Origin of the sequence: Acinetobacter sp. ANC 3781 (assembly GCF_004331285.1) — a bacterium.
Classification (GTDB): Bacteria; Pseudomonadota; Gammaproteobacteria; order Pseudomonadales; family Moraxellaceae; genus Acinetobacter.
This window is the reverse complement of the sequence record NZ_SJOH01000004.1, coordinates 1-21,407: the sequence shown is the minus strand read 5'-3', so window position 1 is coordinate 21,407 and position 21,407 is coordinate 1. Positions and strand designations below refer to the sequence as shown.

Sequence of the window (21,407 nt, the reverse complement as noted above, 5' to 3'; positions counted from 1 at the left end):
CGGGCAAAATGCCCGTTTTTTTATGCCTGAAATTTGTGTATGTTGCAGCAAGAAAATATGTACAAGACCTATTGGTCTTGTACATCAATCAGGTGATCCAGTTTTTTCTGGAAATAATCACCTTGAATAAAGCGGGCATCTACATTCCAAGCGTTTGCGAACAGCGTCATATCATTTAATTCGCGTAGCATAATTTCAACAGGTTTAATTTCATGGAAAATTTTAATTTTTTCCTGTAATTCCTGGGTAGATTGTTCGGTATTTAACATTGTCGTCAAGGTGTGATGTAATGTTAAACCATTTATATCCAGTTGACGTAAAGCAGATTCACTATAAATGCTATTGCCAAAGTCCCTTAAAGATACTTCAGCACCAAACTGGCGTAATTGAGTAATATGCTTTTGTGCATCTGAAATATTCTGGGTAAGGTCTTCTTCTGAGAATTGTAAAATAAGCGGATGCGTTAATTTACTGCGTACAATCGTAATCAGCTTAGAAATAAATTCCGGGAAGGTTCGATCGTGAAATAACACTTCTTTATTTAAATTGACAATCAATTTCGCTTCAGGATACTGCGTAATAAAATTATGTAATTGTTTACATGACTCAACTAATATCCAGCGATCCAGTTTAATCGATAATTCTGGATCTTCTGCCAATTCTCTTAAACTGGATAAATCTTTCCAGGAGTTTTCAAAAATAAAGCCACTAGTGACTTCGTAAGTATATAAATTCGCATCTTGCTTATCATAAAGTTGTTGATATTTAAGATGAATCTCTCCGCGATCCAAGCTTTGTTCTAAGGCTTTGATTAACGAAGATTCAGGCAAAGAATTTGACGGCTTCATTTCTGGATGGTGAAGTTCCAGCGTTGGAATATCTAAATGCGTTTTTAACTCAAGCTCTGCGGTGGGTGCATTTTGCGGTAAAGCCGTGTTGTAAGCCGAACTAACAAATTGTTCAAAATGGCTTTCGTCACGAATTTCACCATCTAAGATTACATATCCAATTCTTAAATTAAGCGGATAACTTGATTGATTGACTGTCAATAATTGTGGTTTGGTGAGTGAGCTTAAACCAATAAGCTTAGATTCTAATTTGGCTTGAGATTCTGCCTGGAATAAGCCAGTAACAATACCAGGTGAAACTTTAAATAATGGAACATGGGTTTGTTCTTTTAAAAACTCTTTTATCTGACTGAAATAGTTTTTTGAAGTAACCCAATTAGTTTCGAAAATATTTTCAGGAAAAGCGGCTAAAGAGAACAGAACCAGCGCATTAATATGAGAAGGCTGCTTGGTAATAGTGCGATTAATTTGCTGATAGATATTAGGTTTCTGTATACTTTTTTCTGTTGCCACAGATGTTATATTACCCGGTTCAGAAGTTTCAATATCAATGGTAATTTGTAATGCATCTTCATCTGTAGCGGGTAAAAATTCGATTTTAAGCGGATTCGGAATAGAAACATGGTCATTTAATGTGGTGACTTCTAATCGACCTAAATCAAACTGACCTTGAGTAATTTTTTTGAAACGCAACTTAAAGTCATTCAAATCTTTCGGTTGTAACAGGTCAAGCAAAGGAAGACCTACGATATCTTCCTCGTTTTTAATCCCAAACAGTTGTAAATATTCAGGATTGGCATGAATATGAATGCCTTCTTGAATAAGGGCAATGGCCTTATTGCTATCATGTACTAAAGACTGTGCATGAGTATGGGCAGATTCTAACTCATCCATTAAATGTTGTTGGGCGAGCAATAAACGACTTAATGAAAGTGCACGGAGCAAGCCAATATAAAAACGATCTGGATAATCCAGATTTAAAATGTCGTAAACGCCTTTACGAATATAACCCGCATATTGATCTGCCTGATAATTCTCTGGTTTTAGAAGAAGAATAGGTAAGTTGGGTTGGTTGGATAGTTGGATTAAACTTAATGCTTGTTCATATTTTAAGTCATAAGCACGGCCAAAAATGACCAGATCCCAGTTTTGATGTAATTGTTTTTCAAAATTTTGCAAATCATCCAACAATGTTGCATGTACAACATGTCCACTCGATGTTAAAAGATCAAGAATTTGGTTAAAACGTATTTGATTATCATCGATAATGAGTAAACGCGTCTCGGTACGTTTTAACTTTTTAGACAATAATGGATTTCTCACTTCAATGCTTCCCATAAATCATGATTCTTTATTTCATTCATTTGTTTGTTGATAAAGTTGTTAATCAGGCTTTCTTGCTGATCATTAAGCAACTCAAATTCAAAACGGATAAAACTTTGAGTAATAAGTTGTGCTTTGGTCAGATAAATTTTTAATTCTTCTTTTCCTAATCGCAAATGAATGGTCTGTTTTTCTCTAAACATATGCGAGCCTGATACAATTAAACTGGTTGCAACATTATCAAGTTGAGAAGTTTGAACGATAAGTGCAGGTTGATAGTTGCTGCTGTTACGCTCAGTTTTCACCATAACTGAGCAGGGGAATAAATCTTGCGCCAATACTTCAAGCCCCAGTTCCAGGCTTTTTTCGGTTGACTGTTTAATCCAGCGAACCACACCGCCACGCCAGGGGCTATTGGTATTTTCCTGAATTAAAATAAATTCTCCGGTTTTTAAATTCGAGGGGGTAACACCCGTCCATTTAATTCTGTAACCATTGACACTAATATCCAGAACTTCAGCTGGATAAATTTGTTTTGCTTCCCGATCCAGAACTTTAGCTGTGGTGATTCCAACGGGAATATTTGAATTCATTGAATTGATAAATGTACTTTCATTTTGGAAATAATAATTATTTTCTACTTCTAAAGTTTCGTGAAAGTTTTTACCTTTAGATAAGTAAAAGTGGGCTACAGAAAGACTGAAACAGATCTGCAATTGTGCTGAATATTCGTAGCGCTCATGGCGACGTTCAATATTGGTTGTAAGTAAATTATGAATATGAAAGTGTAATGCTGGAGTCAGGAATAACTTTTCATTACGCGACAGATAACCCGCTTTTTTAGTTTGGGTTTCAGACAAATGATCTAATAAATGTTGCGTTGAAATGTAGATTGTCGGTTTATATAAACTGGATTGATTGACATTGAAAACCGGTGGATGATCTTTATTGGTATCTACGATATAGCGAGAAAGCGTGGTTTCTTTAGGTAAAATGTGAACCAGTTTTGCCCAGTCAAAACTACATAAATATAAGCCTTGCATTTCTGATGGACGAATTTGATGGGTATTGAAAATATCCAATAAAATGAGTTGGGAATAAGCTTGAGTAATGGTCTGTAATTGATGCTGCGTATCTAAAATTTGATTGATATTGGTTTGATAAAAATTATTCTTAATTGCACATTCAAGCAGTTGGTGCGCAACCAGCCATTGACCAAATAACGGTGTGCTATAGAGCAAATGTTGTTGATAAAGTAATAGGGAAAGTTGCTGTAACGCGTAATAAGTCGAAACAATTCTGGCGGTCTGCAAACTTTTCTTTTGATTAAATGCAAAAATAGAAAACTTTTGCAGACTTAACTGGGTATTACAACGTTTTGAAATGTCGATATAAATTTTGGCAAAATGGCTACGTAAAAGCATAGCCAATTCAATAATTTGATCACTACGATCGGTAGTAATCAAACCTTGGTTAAAAAAATGCTTTTCCAGGCTGATCAATACATTATCAATAGTGGGATGTAGGATTTGAATTAAATCGAAACGCAGCATTTCCGGGCATTTCAGTTCTGATATTTCCAATAATGCATTGAAAAGTTCTTTTGAAGAATTGCCGAGTTGCAGAATGGACAAATTAGACACCCACTCTTGTAACCCTTTGGCATTCGATGGACAAAAGCTCAGTTGTTCCAACTTTAATTCGGTTGGCATTTGGAAGATGTCTGAATTGCTCATAATCATCGTTATTATTTAACTCAAAAAGTTGAAACTCCAAAAAGCGGTGTTTTATTTTTTTCGCCCGCTATTTCCCTAACGAGTTTAGGAACCAAATATCCTGGAAGGTTCTCTAAAACATCTTTATATATAAGATTAATCTGCTCAGGACTCAAGTCAAAATGATGCGCACCTTTTACTTTATCTAACACATGTAAATAGTATGGCATCACGCCTGCATCAAACAGACGGTAACTTAAATCCACTAAAATCTGCGCAGAATTATTGACCCCATTTAATAAAACTGCCTGATTGAGCACGGTGATTTGTTGTTGAACCAAAACTGAAAGTTTAGCGCATGTAAAATCATCAAGCTCACCCGCATGATTTGAGTGTACCACTAGAATAATTCGTAGCCTACTGTTTTTTAATAGGGAAACCAGTTCTTCATCGACACGGTTGGGGATTACGATAGGAACCCGTGAATGAATTCTCAAAAATTTAATTTGTGATAGCGATTCTAAGCGTTCTATCCAGAGTTTTAATTTTCGATTGGATAGAGTCAGTGGGTCTCCACCACTAAAAATGACTTCATTAATATCGGGTTGACTTTCGATATAGCTTTTAATGTTGAGCCAGTCTTCATTTTTGGGCAAGTTTTCCTGATAAGGGAAATGACGACGAAAACAATAACGACAATGCACCGCACAAGCACCTGTTAAGGTGAGTAAAAAGCGCGATTTGTATTTATGGAGTACACCTGGTTGTTGATTGGCTTGCTCTTCACCCAAAGGGTCTGTTACAAATCCAATATGTTCTTCAAGTTCCAGATGATGGGGTAAGACTTGTAGTAGGAGAGGATCAAGAGGGTCGCCAATGTTCATTTTTTCGACGAATGCACGAGGAACACGTAATTTAAATTGTTCAGAAGCAAGGATTGCCCCCGATAATAATTGATCAGGTGAGAGCTGAAGTGCCTCAAGTAACTCTAAAGGATCTGTAATTAGGTCACTGAGTTGAGATTGCCAGTTTTGCTCTTGATATAAATAGTTTATCATGCCGCATGGAAAAAATAATGCTAGTCTAGCATTAATAGATTTAAGTTAGTAAGTTTGGAGTGAGCCTTTCATGGCCAATTATTCTACAAATGACTTTAAGCAAGGCTTAAAGGTTATGCTTGATGGTAACCCATGTTCAATCATGGAAAATGAATATGTGAAACCTGGTAAAGGTCAAGCATTCAACCGCGTAAAATTGCGTAATCTTAAAACTGGTAAAGTTTTAGAAAAAACATTCAAATCCAATGAAACACTGGAAGGTGCTGACATTGTTGAAGTTGAAATGGATTACCTTTATAACGATGGCGAACTTTGGAACTTTATGGATCCAGTGAGCTTCGAACAAATCACAGCTGATAAAACTGCGATGGGCGATGCTGCCAAATGGTTGAAAGACGATTCAAACGAAAAATGTACAATTATGCTTTTCAATGGTGTTCCATTGTCAGTAAGTGCACCAAACTTCGTTGTATTGAAAATCGTTGAAACTGATCCAGGCGTACGTGGTGATACTTCGGGCGGTGGCGGTAAGCCTGCGAAACTCGAAACTGGTGCTGTAGTACGTGTACCATTATTCGTACAGCAAGAAGAAAGCGTTCGTGTAGATACCCGTACTGGTGACTATTTAGAACGTGCATAATGGTTTTAAAATAGACTATTATCGGAAGGGATGATTTAAATCATCCCTTTTTTTATGCCAAAGTATTAGATGAAAAAATAATTATGAGGAGTAGAGTCGCAAAGGAACAAACAGCAGTATACCGAACAATAAAAAATAAACGCTGATTTATGCATGATATATGAGGGATTTACATGGAAACAACTCAACCGAAGTTAACCCTAACTTCAAAAATAGTGTGGCTTCTAGTCGCGATTTTAGGCGCGGTATCATTCGGGATACTCGCAATTAGCAGAGGAGAACATGTTAATGCAGTCTGGCTCGTTCTGGCTGCCATCTGTGTATATAGCATTGCTTATCGCTTCTATAGTTTATTTATTGCCAATAAAGTTTTTGAACTCAATGCAAGACGTTTAACACCAGCGCATCGTTTAGCCGATGGTCTGGATTATGTTCCCACTAATAAATATGTCCTGTTTGGTCACCACTTTGCAGCCATTGCAGGTGCCGGACCATTAGTCGGTCCTATTCTTGCAGCGCAGATGGGTTATTTACCTGGCACGATTTGGCTATTGGTAGGTGTGGTTCTTGCGGGTGCTGTTCAGGACTTCTTAGTGCTGTTTATCTCTACCCGTCGTGATGGTCGTTCACTGGGTGAAATGGCTAAGCAAGAACTGGGTTCCTTTGCGGGTGTGATTGTGATGCTGGGTGCATTAGGCGTCATGATCATTATCCTTGCAGTACTTGCATTGGTAGTCGTGAAAGCCTTGACCAACAGTCCATGGGGGGTGTTCAGTATTGCTGCAACCATTCCAATTGCATTGTTTATGGGCGTATATATGCGTTATATCCGTCCAGGGAAAATTGCCGAGGTTTCGATCATTGGTTTTGTGCTGATGATGCTGGCGATTGTGTACGGTGGAAATGTCGCAGCTGATCCTTATTGGGGACCGATCTTTACACTTTCTGGCACACAACTGACTTGGTGCTTAATCATTTACGGTTTCGTTGCTTCAGTTTTACCGGTCTGGTTGCTGCTTGCGCCACGTGACTACCTTTCTACCTTCTTAAAGATTGGTGTAATTGCAGGTCTTGCAATCGGTATTATGGTGGCATTACCTGAAATGAAAATGCCTGCGGTAACGCATTTCATTGACGGGACTGGTCCCGTATTTGCAGGCTCAATGTTCCCATTCTTGTTCATTACCATTGCCTGCGGTGCAATTTCCGGCTTCCATGCCCTGGTTTCTTCGGGAACCACACCGAAACTCATTGAAAATGAAGTCGATATTCGTGTAATCGGTTACGGGGGCATGTTGATGGAGTCTTTCGTTGCTGTTATGGCAATGATTTGCGCCACTATTCTTGAACCAGGAGTCTACTTTGCAATTAATGCACCCGCTGCCGTATTAGGTACCACAGTAGAAAGTGCTGCTGAAGCGGTGCGTAATTTAGGCTTTGTGGTCACTCCTGAAGCATTGACTTTACTGGCTCAGGAAGTCGGTGAAAGCTCGATTCTTTCACGTACGGGTGGTGCGCCAACATTTGCGATTGGTATGGCGCACATTATTACGGAAATTTTTAACAACCGTTCCATGATGGCGTTCTGGTATCACTTCGCGATCCTGTTTGAAGCTCTATTCATTTTAACTGCGGTAGATGCGGGTACACGTGCTTGCCGTTTCATGGTTCAGGATACGGTAGGTATCGTGATCCCTGCGTTGAAACAATCGCACAATTTCTTCGGTAACCTGGTTGGAACCGCCGTGGCTGTTGCAGGCTGGGGGTTCTTTGTTTATCAAGGTGTGATTGACCCACTTGGCGGTATCAATAGCTTATGGCCTTTATTTGGTATTGGTAACCAGATGCTTGCTGCAATGGCACTGATTTTGGGTACTGTCATCTTATTCAAAATGAAGAAAGAGAAATATGTATGGATCACTATTTTTCCAACCATTTTCTTATTTATTACCTGTATGACGGCAGGTTGGCAAAAAATCTTCCATGAAAATCCAAAAATTGGTTTCCTGGCACAAGCCAATCGTTTCTCTGATGCAATTGCACGTAATGAAATTTTAAAACCAGCCAAAGATGTTGCTGAAATGCAAACGATTGTGTTCTCGAATCAAATCAATGCTGTGCTTTGTGGTTTCTTTATGATTGTGGCGGTTGTAATGTTGTTGGCTGCCATTGGTGTGATTCGTCGTGCATTGGCAGATCCTAATCCAAGCGTGCATGAGTCAGAAGCGATTTACCGTGATGAGATTAGTCAAAATAAAGTGGCAGGAGAGGTGAAATGAGTCTAAAAGATCAAATTCGCCAAAAACTGGCGTTGGGTAAGATCATTAAATTTACAGTGCTTGCGCAGCCGAAAAAGTTTTTAATGTTGAATGGGATTAAAACTATTCAGATGATTTGGCAACGTCTCCAGCAAAGCTTCCGATTGATGGTGGGTGTACCTGATTATCAAACCTATTTGGAGCATATGCAAAAGAATCATCCGGACCTGGTCGCAATGGATGCCAAAACATTTTACCGTCACTGCGTGGATGCACGTTATCCAAGTGCAGGTGGGGGAATGAAAAAATGCCCTTGTTAAGCTGAATAAGTCTTTTCAAAAATCTTTTGATTTCTTTGGAAAAACCACAAAACGGTGTATGTTAATTATGCACCGTTTTTTTATTGGGGGAATGAATTGTGATCTGGGGGATGAGTAAGGTTCAAAAACAAGAACTCACACACGAACAGCAACAGCTGAATCAAAAAGTTGAATCTTATGCGGCAAAAATTCAAGCATTCTTAACGCAAATCAATAGCATTATTTTAGATAAGGAACATCAGACTAAACTGGCTTTAACCAGTTTGCTGGCGGGTGGGCATGTATTGTTTGAAGATTTGCCTGGACTCGGTAAAACGACATTGTCCAGTGCCTTGTCCCATATTGCAGGGCTGAAGTTTCAGCGTATTCAGTTTACCAATGACATGCTCGCCAGTGATGTGATTGGCGTAAATATGTTTAATCAAAAACAGCACCAGTTTGAGTTCAAGCAAGGTCCGATTTTTACCCAAATATTACTCGCAGACGAGATTAACCGCTGTAGTCCTAAAACCCAGAGTGCGTTACTAGAAGCGATGGAAGAAGGCTTGGTGACGGTAGATGGGGTGCGTTATGAATTGCCACAGCCTTTTTGGGTCATCGCTACGCAGAATCCGCTGTTTCAAAGTGGGACTTATAGTTTGCCCGAATCTCAGCTGGATCGGTTCCTGATGCGTTTGTCACTCGGCTATCCTTCACGTTCCGCAGAAAAACTGTTGTTACAGCAAGCCTCTCGCTATGCTTTAATTTCAACTCTGGAACATGTTTTTAGCGAGTACGAAATTTTAGATATTCAGCAAAGCGTAACTCAGATTCATATTGCTGAGGTTGTGCTGGACTATCTGCTAGATTTGGCCGGCGAGACACGTAAAAGTCGGCATGGTTTATCCACTCGTGGGCTATTGGCTTTGAAAAAAGCTTCACAAGCGCATGCTTTTATTGAACAGCGTAGTTATGTGACCCCAGATGATGTTCAGGCCGTGTTTGTTGCTGTAGTTGCGCATCGGATTGGGTTAAGTGAAGCAGAAACTTTGCAGTTGATGCAGCAAATCAATATTAGCTAAAGGAAGATCAAATTGAGCAAGCCTTGGCAAAAATGGTTAGCAAAACGCTTTCAATTTGAAAAAGTAAAACAGCTTTCGCAAAAAGACATTTTGATTTTTATCTATCAGCAGGGTTATCTCTATTTAGTATTGATCTTGATTACTTTTATTGCCGGAATCAATTATGCGAATAACTTGATTTTGGGTTTTTGCTTTCTGATCAGTGCGATTTTATGTATTAGTTTTTATGTCACTTTTAAACAATTACATGATCTCAGCATTGAAATTTCAGTGAATGAGATAGGGCAAGCCGGAGATAATCTTGATTTACATATCCATTTTCGACAACGACAAAAGCAATCGCGTTACTTATGGATTAAAACCGATCAGCATTTAGAAAAAGTCTCGATTGCGGAACTCCAGCAAAAAATTACTCTGTCTTTTTTTATGGATAATCGTGGGAAGTTTCATTACCCGACTGTGCAGATTTATGCTGTATATCCATTTGGGCTGGTTCGTGCATGGACCTATTTTTATTTAAAAGAATATTCTTGGGTAGCTCCTAAAGCTGAATTTTATAATGCAGAAAATAAACAGCATCAGCACAGTTTTGAACCCGATATGGATGAGTTTCGTGAACTGCGTAATTTCCAGTTGGGTGATAATTTGCACGCCGTGTCATGGAAGCAGGCAGCGCGGGGGCAAGGTTTATATATTAAGGTCTTCGAACACCATAATGATCAACCGAGTATAGACATCCATTATGCAAATATGCCAAGTACAGAACATGAAGAAAAACTAAGTTTAATGATGGGACTGATTGAGCAATGTGAGCAACTGCAATGTAGCTATGCAATATTTTTACCTCAAGCTGAATTAAGCACAGGTATTGGTACAAACCAGTTGCTTCAGGCAAAAAAACTTTTGGCGCAGGCTTAAATTATGATTCATGCTGACGTTAGAACCTCGATTTTAATTACTTTATTATTATTATTAATTGCACAAGTATTTTTTAGTCCTGTTCTGTTAAGTGCAATTCTTGGCGTGATTATGCTCTGTTTGTTTTTTAGCTTTAAAGAGGAGTCCAAAGTAGTATCCAAAATCTGGACATTTGCCCTGACAATTTTAGCATTGGCGACTATCTATTTTACATATCAGAGTTTTATTGGGATAGAAGCCGGGGTTGCGGTTTTATCCACTTTTTTGTTTGCCAAAGCTTTGGAAACCAAAAGTAAACGTGATGTTATTATCTTGTTTAATTTTGCCTTATTTGTGGGAGCAAGTTCATTTTTATATAGCCAATCCATCTGGATGGCAATTGTCATTCTGCTGTGTTTATTCAGTTGCCTGATCGGGCTTTATCGTTTACAAACCAGTGACTTTAAACACGCATCAAATCCATCAGCAGCCTTAAAAACAGATGCCAAGCATGTAGGTAAATTTCTGCTTTTGGCTTTGCCTTTTTTTATCTTGCTGTTTATCTTTTTTCCGCGTTTACCACCACTGTGGCATATTCCAATTCCAGAACAAAAAAGTGTCACGGGGATGAGCGATAGCATGTCACCCGGTGATATTGCAGAACTTTCTCAATCTAGCAGTTTGGCTTTTCGTATTATTGGCAATATTAATGAACTACCTTCCCGAAATGAGCTGTATTGGCGAGCAATGGTTCTGGACCAATATGATGGTAGAACATGGACCAGCAGTTTTGTGAATCAACAGCCCGTATTGACTAATACGATTTCGAGAAGAACAAAACAGGGTTTTGATTACCAATATTTAGCTGCAGATTCGCGTGTCATGTGGATAATGGGCCTGGAAAAATCCATTCCCAAAGACCCCGAATATCAATTAAAGCAGGATGGGGGGATTAGCCCGGTCCGATCCATAACACGAAATCAACCTATTAATTTGCATTGGTTAGGCGATGCACAGCTGCAAGAACAGGGATTCTCCCAAAACAATTTACTGAAAAAAATCACAATTCAAACTCCTGCACAACTGGATGAACAATCACGTCAATTCGCTTTAGAAATGTTTCAGCAAAGTGGACAGTTACCTGATCAATATGTCCGTAATATTTTACAGTGGTATAAGAAAAATGATTTTGTATATACTTTAACACCGGGTTTTTTGGGTGAAAACCGTATTGATGAATTCTTGTTTCAATCTCGGCAAGGATTCTGTGAGCATTATGCTTCGAGTTTTGCCATGTTGATGCGATATGTGGGAATTCCTGCACGTGTGGTCATTGGTTATCAAGGCGGACAACTTGCACTGGATCGAGCAAGTTGGGAAGTTCGTCAACTTGATGCTCATGCATGGACAGAAGTACATTTAAATGGAAAATGGCAACGTATTGATCCAACTGCAATCATTGCACCGCAACGTATTGATGGGGGAATGCAAAATTATATTGAAAATGATCGAACGATCTTGGGGAATAAAGAGCAAAAGTGGAAGTATCGCCAATTCGCAGTGATGAAGAACATGCGAATATGGAGTGATTATGCAAGTTATCAGTGGCAAAGCAAAGTCATAGGATACGATGCTGAAAAGCAGCAAAGTTGGCTATCAAAATTAGGTCTGAAAACTGCTTATGCCAGTATCCTGATATTGCTCTCAAGCATTTTATTAGTGGTGATTTTTTATTTTGTTTGGATTTATTATCGTAACAGACAGTACGGTTCGGCATATGAACGTGCGATTCAACAGTTCTCTAAGCAACTCGAAGAACAGTTACGTAAGCAGCCTGCTGAAACTTTTTCTGCTTGGATGCACCGATTAGCCGATGGTATTAAAGAAGATCAGCATAGGATATTTATCCAAACGGCAGAATATTATCAGCAGCAACAGTTTTCATCTGAAGTTAATGACCAACAAGCAGTGAAATTTAAAGGGATGCTTAAAACTTGTGCATCTGCTTTAAAAAACCATAGAAAGCCCTTGTCTTAGAAAATAAAAGTGAATATGATTCACAACACTTAGGTGTATAGCTCAGTTGGTTAGAGCGCTACGTTGACATCGTAGAGGTCAGCAGTTCGAGTCTGCTTATACCTACCAGATATAAATCAAAGACTTATAGGCTAATCAAATGCTTATAAGTCTTTTTTTTGCTTATTTGTCGCATTTTAACTAGTGTCAGGCTTGGCTAAATTGGTGAAAAATGGCAGTATTTCTAAGCCATCTGCGACAAGTTTGCGACAAAATGAAAATACCAACTCCCAGGAAAAGAGGCGAGACCTTTACAATTACTGTCTCATATCAAAGTAAAAGATATTACTGTACTCGTGACACTGCAAAAGAATGTGAACAATGGGCAGCACTTAAATTATTAGAGTTGAGATCACAAACTAAAATTGAGAATGGTGAGGTTAAACCTAAATTTACGTTTAGAGATTTGAATAATCAATATTACCAAAACGTTGGCCAATGGAAAGATTCAAAGTCATCACGCGCTTGGATCAAAGGCCAATACAATAATTTTGAAAATAAGTTTGGGGCATTAGCACAAAAATCTATTTATGACATTAGTCCAAAAGATTTGACGAATTGGCGAAATAAAAGATTGCAAGAAGTGGGTGAAAACACGGTACTTAAAGAAATTTCACATTACAGTGCAATATTTACTTATGCACAAAAGGAACTTTTTGTTTTAAATGAAAATCCTTGGATGCAAATGACAAAACCCAAAAAACCTAAAGCCCGTTCACGTCGTATTCATGAATCTGAAATTGAACTTATATTAAAAACATTAAATTATGAAATAGGTAAGGAACCTGTTTTGCCACAACACTATGTTGCTTGGGGATTTCTCTTTGCTATTGAAACTGCTATGAGACGTGGTGAAATTATTGAAATGCAAAAGAAAGATATTTTTGATGGGTATGTTCATTTACCCAAAACCAAAAATGGAGATCCACGGATCGTTCCGCTTTCTGAAGAAGCGAAAGAATTGTTAAAACTGATTAAGCATGCAGGTCGCAAAATCATACCGCAGTCAGAAAATGCTTTTCGTTTGATGTGGGAAAAAAGAAAAAATGCTGTGGGTCTGAATAACCTACATTTTCACGATACAAGACATGAAGCTATTACAAGAATGGTTCGAGTTAGAAAATTACCAGTTGAAGTTCTGGCTAAAATTACTGGCCATAAAAAAATTGATGTTCTGGTGAATACTTATTACAACCCGAATGCAGATGATTTGGTTGCAGCTTTTAATGGATGAAAATAAGCCCGCATATAGCGGGCATTTTTTAATTTTTTCGCCTTGCTCCACGTCGAAATTTAGAGTTTTTGAGAAGGGCATCAGCAGCATCAGGATCATACATATGCTTGCCATTGCTCCCTTGGTTAATCGAGATACATTTGGTTCTGATTGTCTCGTCAGAAAGCCCGTATTTCTTAACAAGTTCGGAAACTGATACCAATTTACGCTTTTCAAGTTTAAGAGTCGTCACAGTACCGCCAAGAAGAATTTGACCAAGAACGACTTGAGGGGCAGAGTCAGCTTCAATTGTTACGATGAATTCAGGCATTAAGTTTAGCTCCTCTAAATTTAGTCGTCGGCCGTTGTAGTTCTACGTTAGAATCATTTCGCATTGTTTCGTCTCCTGACTTAGTGATGTAGCACATATAGAAGCTGTCACTTCTATATGTGCGCTTAAAACTTATTTGGGTTTTTTTGTGGACTGTTGATTGAAATATGGATTGGTGAAAAGCCAACATTTAACGACACGCTCGCGCATGTCTGAAGTGGCATTCTTGACGTCATCTGCTGGGAAGTTTTTAGACTTCACAGGTTTATTCATATCAATAAATTTATAGCGACGACTTGAGCGAAGCAGAGTTCGCATTTCATTGATATCTGGTAAAGATTGATAGTTCCGGGCAGCAACTTTATAGACTTCATTTAGATTGATTGCGATGCTCTGTGCATCCTGGTCATGATGATTCAAACTGAATGAAGCACTACGACTGACATTCATATATTCAAATGCATCCCAGAATTGCTGTACCAGAGGATGATCACTGCCAAGCTGCTCTATACGTTCACGTGCCATCGTTTCTAGAATACGTTTAGCATCACAGATTTCATCGAGATCTATCACACCTTTTAAAACGTGTTCTGAAAGTGCATCAATCATTGCCGACACTTGTGCATGACAAAGGGCAATACGAGTATGAGTAATCCCTTTTTGATGAAATTCTTCTTCAAGACCTTGGATATTTTCTGAATAAGTTTTCAGAATTTTTGCTTCATTTTTCAGGCAATGCGTCATATAGGTACATGCTTCTTCAAGCTCTATACGAGACAGCCGGTCAGCAATTCTTTTTTTATCTAAATTATGGCCTTTGGTCGTCACTGTAATATGTAATGTACGCGATAGAATCGCTTCAGAGGCTTGAATAGGGGTATTCTGGCTAATCATGATCGCACCACGGAATGGTGGCTCATACGTTTCATTGCCTGCAGTTTTCAAGCCTTTAGAACGAATAGCACGACCATTGAATGCATCTTTAAGTTCATCCCAACTGAACTTTGCTTTTTGAGTACCCCCATTTTGATCGTTACGATCGCCTTCAATGAGGACGATAGGCATATTGGATGCTTGAGCGAAGTTTCGATAAATTGCTACGCTGGTTGATTTGTTTGGGTCAAAACCTTCATACGCTTCACGACCACTGAACTTCCACAATAATTCCAGTAAGGTCGATTTACCTGCACCTGCTTGGCCCACAAATTCGAAGAAAGGATAAGAAGAATTTAATGCACGGATTTGTTCAGCAAAATAAGTTCCTGTCCACCACGCTAATATAATTAAGCCATTTGCACCATTTAAGGTGTAGAAGTCTTTCCACCATGTAGGTGAAAATTCCTTTTTAGGATTAAGGGTGATAACAGGAGAATTGGCGAGACTCTTCAATTCCTTTTTTCCTGTTCTAAAGAAATCATGTTCATTTTTGGGGATAACTTGTCCGTTATGCACAGCATATTGATCAAAGATATAAGCTTGATAATCTTTGCTATAACCAATGAAATCGATTGTTTTTACTTCACGTAATTTTTCAGTTTTACGTTTAATAAAGGTTTCAAGTTGTTGATCGCTACCTGTCCACATGGCACCTGATAGTACTGACATGACACGTGGTTTAAATTTACTGCGTGATGCCATGTGTTCTGCTGTAAATGTAGTTTTGGTTTCACCCCAAGGGCTTTGTAAGTGAAAGTAATACCAGGACTCATCTGTAATTTCATTGGGTTGAAAATATAGAGGTTCAAGTTGGGCATTACAGATTTCTTTAGCTGAAGAACAGGTCTTTAATGCCTGAATACGGATTTCTTCTTCGGATAACATCTGATTTTGTTGTGATTCCTCAACATACTGGACGGCTTTGTTGAATTTTTCATAATCCAACTCCCACCAGTAGGTGCGAAATTTATGATTAAAAAAGAATTTACTGAGATTACTTCCATAAAAATTATAGATGAGTAGTCCTGCTTCTTCAGGCGTATCTACAATTTGTAGTTTGCCAAAATGGAGATATTTCTCTCGATCCTTTTCTGTGAGTTGTTCACGTTGGAAAAGGTCATTCCAGTCTAGGGATTTGCCATTTATAGGTGTAGGAGGCAGAGCAGCAGTGGAGATCCATCCCTCATCTGTGGCATGTTTATGATGTTTGGATAAAAACTTCTTACCTGCTTGATCATTGTCTAATGCCCAAACTAATCGAGGCTTATCTTTATTGAGTTCATGGCAGCGTTTTTTAATGGCATCAAGTATTTGGGTTGGATAATTACCACTGTTCATGTTGCTGATGCTGATAATTGCAGACTGTGAAAGTGCAATACTGTTGAATATGCCTTCAGTGATCCAAATACTACCTGCATGGCAGAGTTCATCTAATTCATGCATAGACCAAGCTAAGCCTGTCCATTTGCCGATAAAATTGGCTTTCTGACGACCAAACCGGTCAGGTCTATCGATGATACGTTCCCAATAAATTCCTTCAGCCAATTTAAAGCGAACTGTGGCACTGACGAGGCTTTTATTTTTTGGGGACTGATAAAGTTCTTGGCTATAGCGACCTTTTAAGTTTTTAAGATCAAAACCACGACCTTCTTTTAAATAGGCATCTGCTGCTGCATTTGGGTTTTCGGGTGTTTTAGGATGGTATTCAGACCAATCTTTAAATAAATCTTCACAGATATCTTTGACATGTTCTTCATAACCACACTTGTTGATCCGACCACATTTCACCATGCGTGGTGTTTCTGCATGGGTATAGAGTTCTTTTTCATTACAACTCGGGCAGCGCCCTTGACGATACCATTCCCCGACTTTCTTAAAGTTAAAAAGTTGATTCAGTCTGTCATCAATACGACGTTGAAGATCCATTTAAAAAACCTATAAAAGTTTAATTTGTTGAAGCCGATGGCGGTATGTAGATGCTCTAGTCAAATCAATAGTTGATGAATGGAATAGGGCAGAAATAAAGCCTTCAACATAATTCTTTTGATGTTCATCAATTTCGGTTTGTATTTCCAAACTTGCTAGTTGATGTTCGAGTTCGTTTTCCCACTGACGTTTATGCTGTGGCAGTCCTGTCTGAACTTCTGGATTTGGATTAATACTATTTTACCGGTCTCACCATTTCCAGACTTGCTGCGAAACTTGCCAAGCATTGATCATTACGACAAGACACAATCAGTTCATGTAGCAAAGGAGAGGGTTTTTTACGACTAGATACATGCATACGTGTGCCACAGTGGGGGCAATAAAAACCAATTGATTTACTCATGGAGTACCTCTAGATATTCAATCAAGTAATTGTTGCTCCCGACGACACTTACTTAATCGTTCTTTCTCATTTACAAAAATTTTCAAATATTTAAAAAATCTGTATTGGTTTTCAGGGAATAGCCGAAAGACCGTGCCTTATGATGATTTTGATTTTTGAGAAGAATCTTCAACCAGTTTTGATTCAACAAGATGTTTAATCCATTCGTTTAAACTCATGTCTTGTTTTGCTGCTTCTACACGTGCAAGCCGTTTAGTTTCTGGTGTAGTACGAAAGCTGATTTGGACTTCTTTTTGGGATTCTTGAGTAGCCATAGCTGTTTCCTTTGGAATCCACAGTGATTAAACTGTGGTGAATAAAGAACTTTGTTAAAATGGTAAATAAGCAAAGCAATATTATCCCAAATGGGATAATTAATATATGGATTTATCCCAAATGGTAAATGAGAATAACGATCAAAGAGGCGAACGCCTTCGTCAGGAACGATCACGCTTAGGTCTGTCGCAAAAAGATTTTGCTGCTTTATTTGGTAAAAAAAATATGGCTGTAATGCGTTATGAAAAAGGTGAACGTGTTATGGGGCAGGATGATTTAGAATCTTTGCATGCAGCAGGAGTAGATGTTTATTACCTAATTACTGGTGAGCGTACTCAGCCAGATTTACTTTCTGATGAGGCAAAAAAATTATTGAAATTTTTGGATGTAGTAGAGCCAAGTCAAAAAGACACTTTGATGACTTTGGTAAGGAATTTTGCAGAGAGTTTTTCAAAAAAGTGAATAAATGAGTAAATGAGTAAATAAAAACTCATTTGCTCTAAGCTTTTATAAGAAAAATACTATAAATTTAGCAATTTAAAATTGTTAAGTTGCTTTATTTTAAATTTATGTTAAACACTATAATAGTTGTTCTTTATTAGTCACTTATGAGGTGTTGCATGGATATTGATTTTACGAAAAATATAATAATTATTATCGGTAGCTGTTTAGCAATGCTCTTTACGATGCTACAAATATATAAGTTGTATTCAGATTCAAAGAAGAACTCAAAAGAAGCATTATTTAATGATTATGAAAATACATTGCATATTTTGGAAAACGTAAGTGAAGATGATGAAATTTATATTAGAATCAAAAGATTGTGTGATGAAAAGAAATATAAATATTTAATTGGAGAAAGTTCTGTCTCATTAGATTGCGCAAGACATCTTCTTTTAAGAGAGGAAACAAGTAAAGATATAAACTCTTATAAAATTGCTCATAGATATGTGACTTATTCTAAAGAAAAAAATGATTTTGAATATAAGTTCGGGTTGAAAAATAAAATTGTAAGACGTTCAAGAATGTATTCTGCTCTAGTTTTTTATTTTATTGCTGGTGTCTTAGCATTATATTTTCCAATGCTTTTTGGTTCGATCGCTGAATTTAAGCAACATGTATATTTACCTATTGTGAGTCAGCAGTCAGTATTCGTGTTTTGGTTCGTGACGATTTTCTGGGTTGTTTTTTGGGGCATGATAGCAATTTTATCTGCAAATTTTGCAGCCAATATTAATTTTGCTGAAAAACTTGTTGATAAACGTCCTGATTTCAGCTTTAAAAAATTATTTAAAAAAGTCCCTCTTGAAATCGAACCCCATGAATCATGAGTAGAAAGCCCTCCTAAGAGGGCATTTTTATTACTCTTTATTTACAGCCATTTGAATCTGACGTACCTGTTCTTGGATAATAAATAATGTGGCAGCCACAGATTCACCAGTTAGCGAGTCACAGCTTTCAGTTGATTCAATCAACAAAGTTAAGTGCTGATCTAATAACGATAATCTTGCTTGAGTATCCATGTTATTCCTCTAGGAACGGTTAAAACCGTTATTTATCAGGTCAGTCAGTTCATTGAAAAACTGCCAACTCTTCTCTGTATTCTCTAAAATCAAGATTGCCTGTACTGCACATATTGAAAGATTGTATGTGTCATGCTGCTCATTGAAATGATAGTCAATGTTTTCACGAAGTCGTGACCAGACAATATTTGTTTCTACAAAAGTTTTGTAGGAAACATCTGCTTGCAGCAAGCGGTATAAATGCTTAGAGCTGATAAAGAACTTACGCTTTTTAGAAAGTGGTTCTTGAACTCGAATAATGTGTTTTTCAATTCCCATTTTTTAAGTCCTTAAAAGTTCTTCAGGCAATATTTGTTCTGGTGTGTGCCATTGCCATTTATTGATATTTAAGCGGTTTGATGCTGAAGCTGCATAGGCAATCACGGATCTCGATTTCTTCTCCCAAAAGTGGAGCCGTGGATCATCATAAGAAACGTTCAGTTTGTACTGGCGAAGCTGCCGGTACAAAGCGCGGTGTTCACTTGGTATGGTTGCCAGATTTTCTACCGTTGCTTCTGCTTGAGTTGGGGCATCCGTACCTACAATATTTTCAGGACTTGGTTTTGGTACAGGTGATGGCTTAGTTTGAGATGTAGATATACCAAACAGATCTTTAAGCTTTTGATAGTTAATGGTGTAGTAATTCACACGGATAGATTTAATTTTTGAAAGCTTATTGATTTCAATTAGGCCGAGTTCTTTTAGCTTGGCCACAGCCCGTTTAATGGTTGAAATACTGAACATCCCCAGAGTGGTTTGCCATTCTTCAAAGGTATGAAACCACCATTTACGGTTTAGGTAAGTGGTTAGATTTTTCTTCTGCTTAAATTTTCTATTTTCACTTAATAAAAAATGCAATTTTTGCAGGAAGGTTGCTGCTGCTGTTCCCAACTCTTTAGCAAGTTGGGGCGATGCAATGAGGGGATATTCCTGGTTTGTGAGAAGAATATTTTTCATTATTTATCTCCTCGGTAGGTTTCAGTAAAACAGGCTTTGCAATGTGAAGTCCATTGAGTTCTGCCGCGCCAAGTACCATTTCTGTAGAAAAAATCTGTGTCGAGAGGATAGTAGTCGCCACAACGGGTACAGCGTTTTTCTGTACCAAGTTCAGTATTGATATAAATTTTAGACATGCGATTCCCCTTAACGTGTAAAACGCAGGCGAATAAAATTTAAAATTTGTTTATGAATTTTGGGGCGAGCAAAGTTAGATGCTTGTAAGCGTTGTAGACAGAGGGTATCGAGGCATACAGGTGCTTGATGCACATTTTTATTTTGAATGTTCATAGTCGTTTTCTCTTGGTAAGTTTTTAACCTACCAACATCACTTCTCACGGTAATGGTGGCAGACCAGACAGGGGTGAGAATACCGCTCCAAGAAAACGGCCAGCGCGAAGCTGCCCTGCCTAGCCTACCGTAACGACTGACTAAACACTGGGCAAAAAAAATGCCGCATAAGCGACTTTGATTTGCGCTCTTGGATGATAATTCAGGTTCTCACGCCTGATCACAGATTTTGCTGCGATATGGACAATATAATTTAATTTTTTTTTAAGTCAACTGTTTTTGTTTCTTATCATTCTTTTATAACTCTATTCTTTATTCTATTTATATAGAAGAAAAGGTCTTTTTGATACAATGGTTTGGCTCATTGTGAGCTAATGGATCGGGTCATGATGAGTCGATGCATGGGGGCAAATTAGAGAAGTAAATAGATATGAGTGATCCACAAGAAAACCCTGTTGAAAAGAAGATTTTCGAATTAATATTCGGCATTGAAGATAATATTAGGAATTTTCTAAGTGAAATAACCAATTCTAATGAACCAGATGTACTTAATTTAATCCATAATCCTAAGTACAAAGTATTAAAATCTTATTGTGATTCTAGAATTCCGAAATTCAAAGAAGATTTAGAAAGTAATAGATTTATTTTAGAAGATAAGTATTACTCATATACTATTATAATGCAGCTTGAGGAGATTATTAAGGGGTTAATTAACATACGATTAAGAAAAAATTCAAATAATTTAGAAGAATTGTTGAATGAGATTTTAATTGTCGCTGTTAAAATTAATAATATTTCAAAAGAAATTAGTATGATTAATATTTCAATTAATCAAATGGAAGATAAGATAATTTCATTAGTTGAAAATATTAAATTATGTAGTGAGGATGTAAAGAAAACGCACTTAGAGGTTGAAGAGAGAGATAGACTTTTAATTAGGTATTTTGAAAAGATTGATATTCTCATTTATATTGAAAAGTTTTTTTTGAATTTTAAAATGGAAGATGGTGTTATAATATCGAATGAAATAGCGAGAAGAAAGATTGAATCTACAATATTTAAAGACCTATTAGATGATTTGAATTATATTATAAAGGCACTAAAGAATTCTGAAGTATATAGTAAATTACTTTATTTAAATATTGATTCTATTTATAAAGTTAAGACCCAGATAACTAGTGTTAATAATTTGGATGATATTAATTTGATAATTAATATTTTTTCTGATTTTAAAAATT

At 37.5% G+C, this 21,407-nt stretch carries 22 protein-coding genes and 1 tRNA gene; 11 read left to right on the top strand and 12 right to left on the bottom strand.

Annotated elements, in window-relative coordinates:
* Positions 1-68: 68 nt before the first annotated feature.
* The 3 genes from E0H89_RS04100 to epmB are packed head-to-tail and all read right to left on the bottom strand — an operon-like array spanning position 69 to position 4,944.
* Positions 69-2,186, bottom strand: a complete 2,118-nt coding sequence (locus E0H89_RS04100; protein WP_131214714.1) for an EAL domain-containing protein — start codon at positions 2,184-2,186, stop codon at positions 69-71.
* Positions 2,168-3,913 carry a cyclic-di-GMP receptor FimW-related protein gene (locus tag E0H89_RS04095; protein WP_131214712.1) on the bottom strand — a complete coding sequence of 582 codons (1,746 nt, stop codon included), beginning with the start codon at positions 3,911-3,913 and terminating at the stop codon, positions 2,168-2,170. Before E0H89_RS04095 ends, E0H89_RS04100 begins: the two co-directional genes overlap by 19 nt.
* A 14-nt stretch (positions 3,914-3,927) precedes the next feature.
* Complete coding sequence (gene epmB / locus E0H89_RS04090) at positions 3,928-4,944, bottom strand: EF-P beta-lysylation protein EpmB (RefSeq protein ID WP_131214710.1); 1,017 nt, start codon at positions 4,942-4,944, stop codon at positions 3,928-3,930.
* A 70-nt stretch (positions 4,945-5,014) separates the two neighbouring features.
* Here epmB and efp point away from each other — a divergent pair, with 70 nt between their 5' ends.
* The 8 genes from efp (at position 5,015) to E0H89_RS04050 (ending at position 13,430) form a co-directional block, all read left to right on the top strand.
* Positions 5,015-5,584: an elongation factor P gene (efp, locus tag E0H89_RS04085; RefSeq protein ID WP_086194499.1), complete on the top strand. Its 570-nt coding sequence runs from the start codon at positions 5,015-5,017 to the stop codon at positions 5,582-5,584.
* Positions 5,585-5,757: 173 nt separating this feature from the next.
* Positions 5,758-7,863: a carbon starvation CstA family protein gene (locus E0H89_RS04080; RefSeq protein WP_131214709.1), complete on the top strand. Its 2,106-nt coding sequence runs from the start codon at positions 5,758-5,760 to the stop codon at positions 7,861-7,863.
* Positions 7,860-8,162, top strand: a complete 303-nt coding sequence (locus tag E0H89_RS04075; protein WP_131214707.1) for a YbdD/YjiX family protein — start codon at positions 7,860-7,862, stop codon at positions 8,160-8,162. The genes E0H89_RS04080 and E0H89_RS04075 overlap by 4 nt, the downstream gene beginning before the upstream one ends.
* 110 nt (positions 8,163-8,272) lie before the next feature.
* A complete protein-coding gene (locus tag E0H89_RS04070; RefSeq protein ID WP_131214705.1) occupies positions 8,273-9,223 on the top strand; it encodes an AAA family ATPase in 951 nt (316 codons plus the stop codon).
* A gap of 12 nt (positions 9,224-9,235) precedes the next feature.
* Positions 9,236-10,141: a DUF58 domain-containing protein gene (locus E0H89_RS04065; RefSeq protein ID WP_131214703.1), complete on the top strand. Its 906-nt coding sequence runs from the start codon at positions 9,236-9,238 to the stop codon at positions 10,139-10,141.
* A gap of 3 nt (positions 10,142-10,144) precedes the next feature.
* Positions 10,145-12,157 carry a transglutaminase TgpA family protein gene (locus tag E0H89_RS04060; RefSeq protein ID WP_131214701.1) on the top strand — a complete coding sequence of 671 codons (2,013 nt, stop codon included), beginning with the start codon at positions 10,145-10,147 and terminating at the stop codon, positions 12,155-12,157.
* Positions 12,158-12,188: 31 nt separating this feature from the next.
* A tRNA-Val gene (locus E0H89_RS04055) sits at positions 12,189-12,265 on the top strand.
* A 145-nt stretch (positions 12,266-12,410) separates the two neighbouring features.
* Positions 12,411-13,430 carry a tyrosine-type recombinase/integrase gene (locus tag E0H89_RS04050; protein WP_131214700.1) on the top strand — a complete coding sequence of 340 codons (1,020 nt, stop codon included), beginning with the start codon at positions 12,411-12,413 and terminating at the stop codon, positions 13,428-13,430.
* 28 nt (positions 13,431-13,458) lie between these two features.
* Here the strand turns inward: E0H89_RS04050 and E0H89_RS04045 are convergent, their stop codons facing one another.
* The 4 genes from E0H89_RS04045 to E0H89_RS04030 form a co-directional block, all read right to left on the bottom strand.
* The gene (locus E0H89_RS04045) at positions 13,459-13,740 is read right to left on the bottom strand and encodes a DNA-binding protein (RefSeq protein WP_131214698.1); all 282 of its coding nucleotides are present in this window, start codon (positions 13,738-13,740) and stop codon (positions 13,459-13,461) included.
* Positions 13,741-13,872: 132 nt separating this feature from the next.
* Positions 13,873-16,602 carry a toprim domain-containing protein gene (locus tag E0H89_RS04040; protein ID WP_131214696.1) on the bottom strand — a complete coding sequence of 910 codons (2,730 nt, stop codon included), beginning with the start codon at positions 16,600-16,602 and terminating at the stop codon, positions 13,873-13,875.
* Between the two features lie 235 nt (positions 16,603-16,837).
* Positions 16,838-17,005: an ogr/Delta-like zinc finger family protein gene (locus E0H89_RS16660; RefSeq protein WP_250697834.1), complete on the bottom strand. Its 168-nt coding sequence runs from the start codon at positions 17,003-17,005 to the stop codon at positions 16,838-16,840.
* Positions 17,006-17,142: 137 nt separating this feature from the next.
* On the bottom strand, positions 17,143-17,319 hold the full coding sequence (locus E0H89_RS04030) for a toxin-antitoxin system HicB family antitoxin (protein ID WP_131214694.1): 177 nt from the start codon (positions 17,317-17,319) through the stop codon (positions 17,143-17,145).
* Positions 17,320-17,425: 106 nt separating this feature from the next.
* Between E0H89_RS04030 and E0H89_RS04025 the strand changes: the two genes are divergently transcribed.
* Together E0H89_RS04025 and E0H89_RS04020 are read left to right on the top strand one after the other, a co-directional pair.
* The gene (locus E0H89_RS04025; RefSeq protein ID WP_131214692.1) at positions 17,426-17,782 is read left to right on the top strand and encodes a helix-turn-helix domain-containing protein; all 357 of its coding nucleotides are present in this window, start codon (positions 17,426-17,428) and stop codon (positions 17,780-17,782) included.
* Positions 17,783-17,940: 158 nt separating this feature from the next.
* Positions 17,941-18,651 (top strand): hypothetical protein, encoded by a 711-nt coding sequence (locus E0H89_RS04020; RefSeq protein ID WP_131214690.1) that lies wholly within the window; start codon positions 17,941-17,943, stop codon positions 18,649-18,651.
* 30 nt (positions 18,652-18,681) lie between these two features.
* Here the strand turns inward: E0H89_RS04020 and E0H89_RS16425 are convergent, their stop codons facing one another.
* Genes E0H89_RS16425 through E0H89_RS16415 form a run of 5 tightly spaced genes read right to left on the bottom strand, consistent with a single transcriptional unit; the run spans position 18,682 to position 20,169 of the window.
* A complete protein-coding gene (locus tag E0H89_RS16425) occupies positions 18,682-18,843 on the bottom strand; it encodes a hypothetical protein (RefSeq protein ID WP_165494017.1) in 162 nt (53 codons plus the stop codon).
* Between the two features lie 9 nt (positions 18,844-18,852).
* Positions 18,853-19,161, bottom strand: coding sequence for a hypothetical protein (locus E0H89_RS04015; protein WP_131214688.1), 309 nt, complete (start codon positions 19,159-19,161; stop codon positions 18,853-18,855).
* Between the two features lie 3 nt (positions 19,162-19,164).
* Positions 19,165-19,839 (bottom strand): hypothetical protein, encoded by a 675-nt coding sequence (locus E0H89_RS04010; protein ID WP_131214686.1) that lies wholly within the window; start codon positions 19,837-19,839, stop codon positions 19,165-19,167.
* Positions 19,839-20,015, bottom strand: coding sequence for a hypothetical protein (locus E0H89_RS16420; RefSeq protein ID WP_165494016.1), 177 nt, complete (start codon positions 20,013-20,015; stop codon positions 19,839-19,841). The genes E0H89_RS04010 and E0H89_RS16420 overlap by 1 nt, the downstream gene beginning before the upstream one ends.
* 10 nt (positions 20,016-20,025) lie before the next feature.
* Positions 20,026-20,169 carry a hypothetical protein gene (locus tag E0H89_RS16415; protein ID WP_165494015.1) on the bottom strand — a complete coding sequence of 48 codons (144 nt, stop codon included), beginning with the start codon at positions 20,167-20,169 and terminating at the stop codon, positions 20,026-20,028.
* Positions 20,170-20,599: 430 nt separating this feature from the next.
* Between E0H89_RS16415 and E0H89_RS04005 the strand changes: the two genes are divergently transcribed.
* The coding region (locus E0H89_RS04005) for a hypothetical protein (RefSeq protein ID WP_131214684.1) at positions 20,600-21,407 on the top strand (808 nt) is incomplete at its 3' end.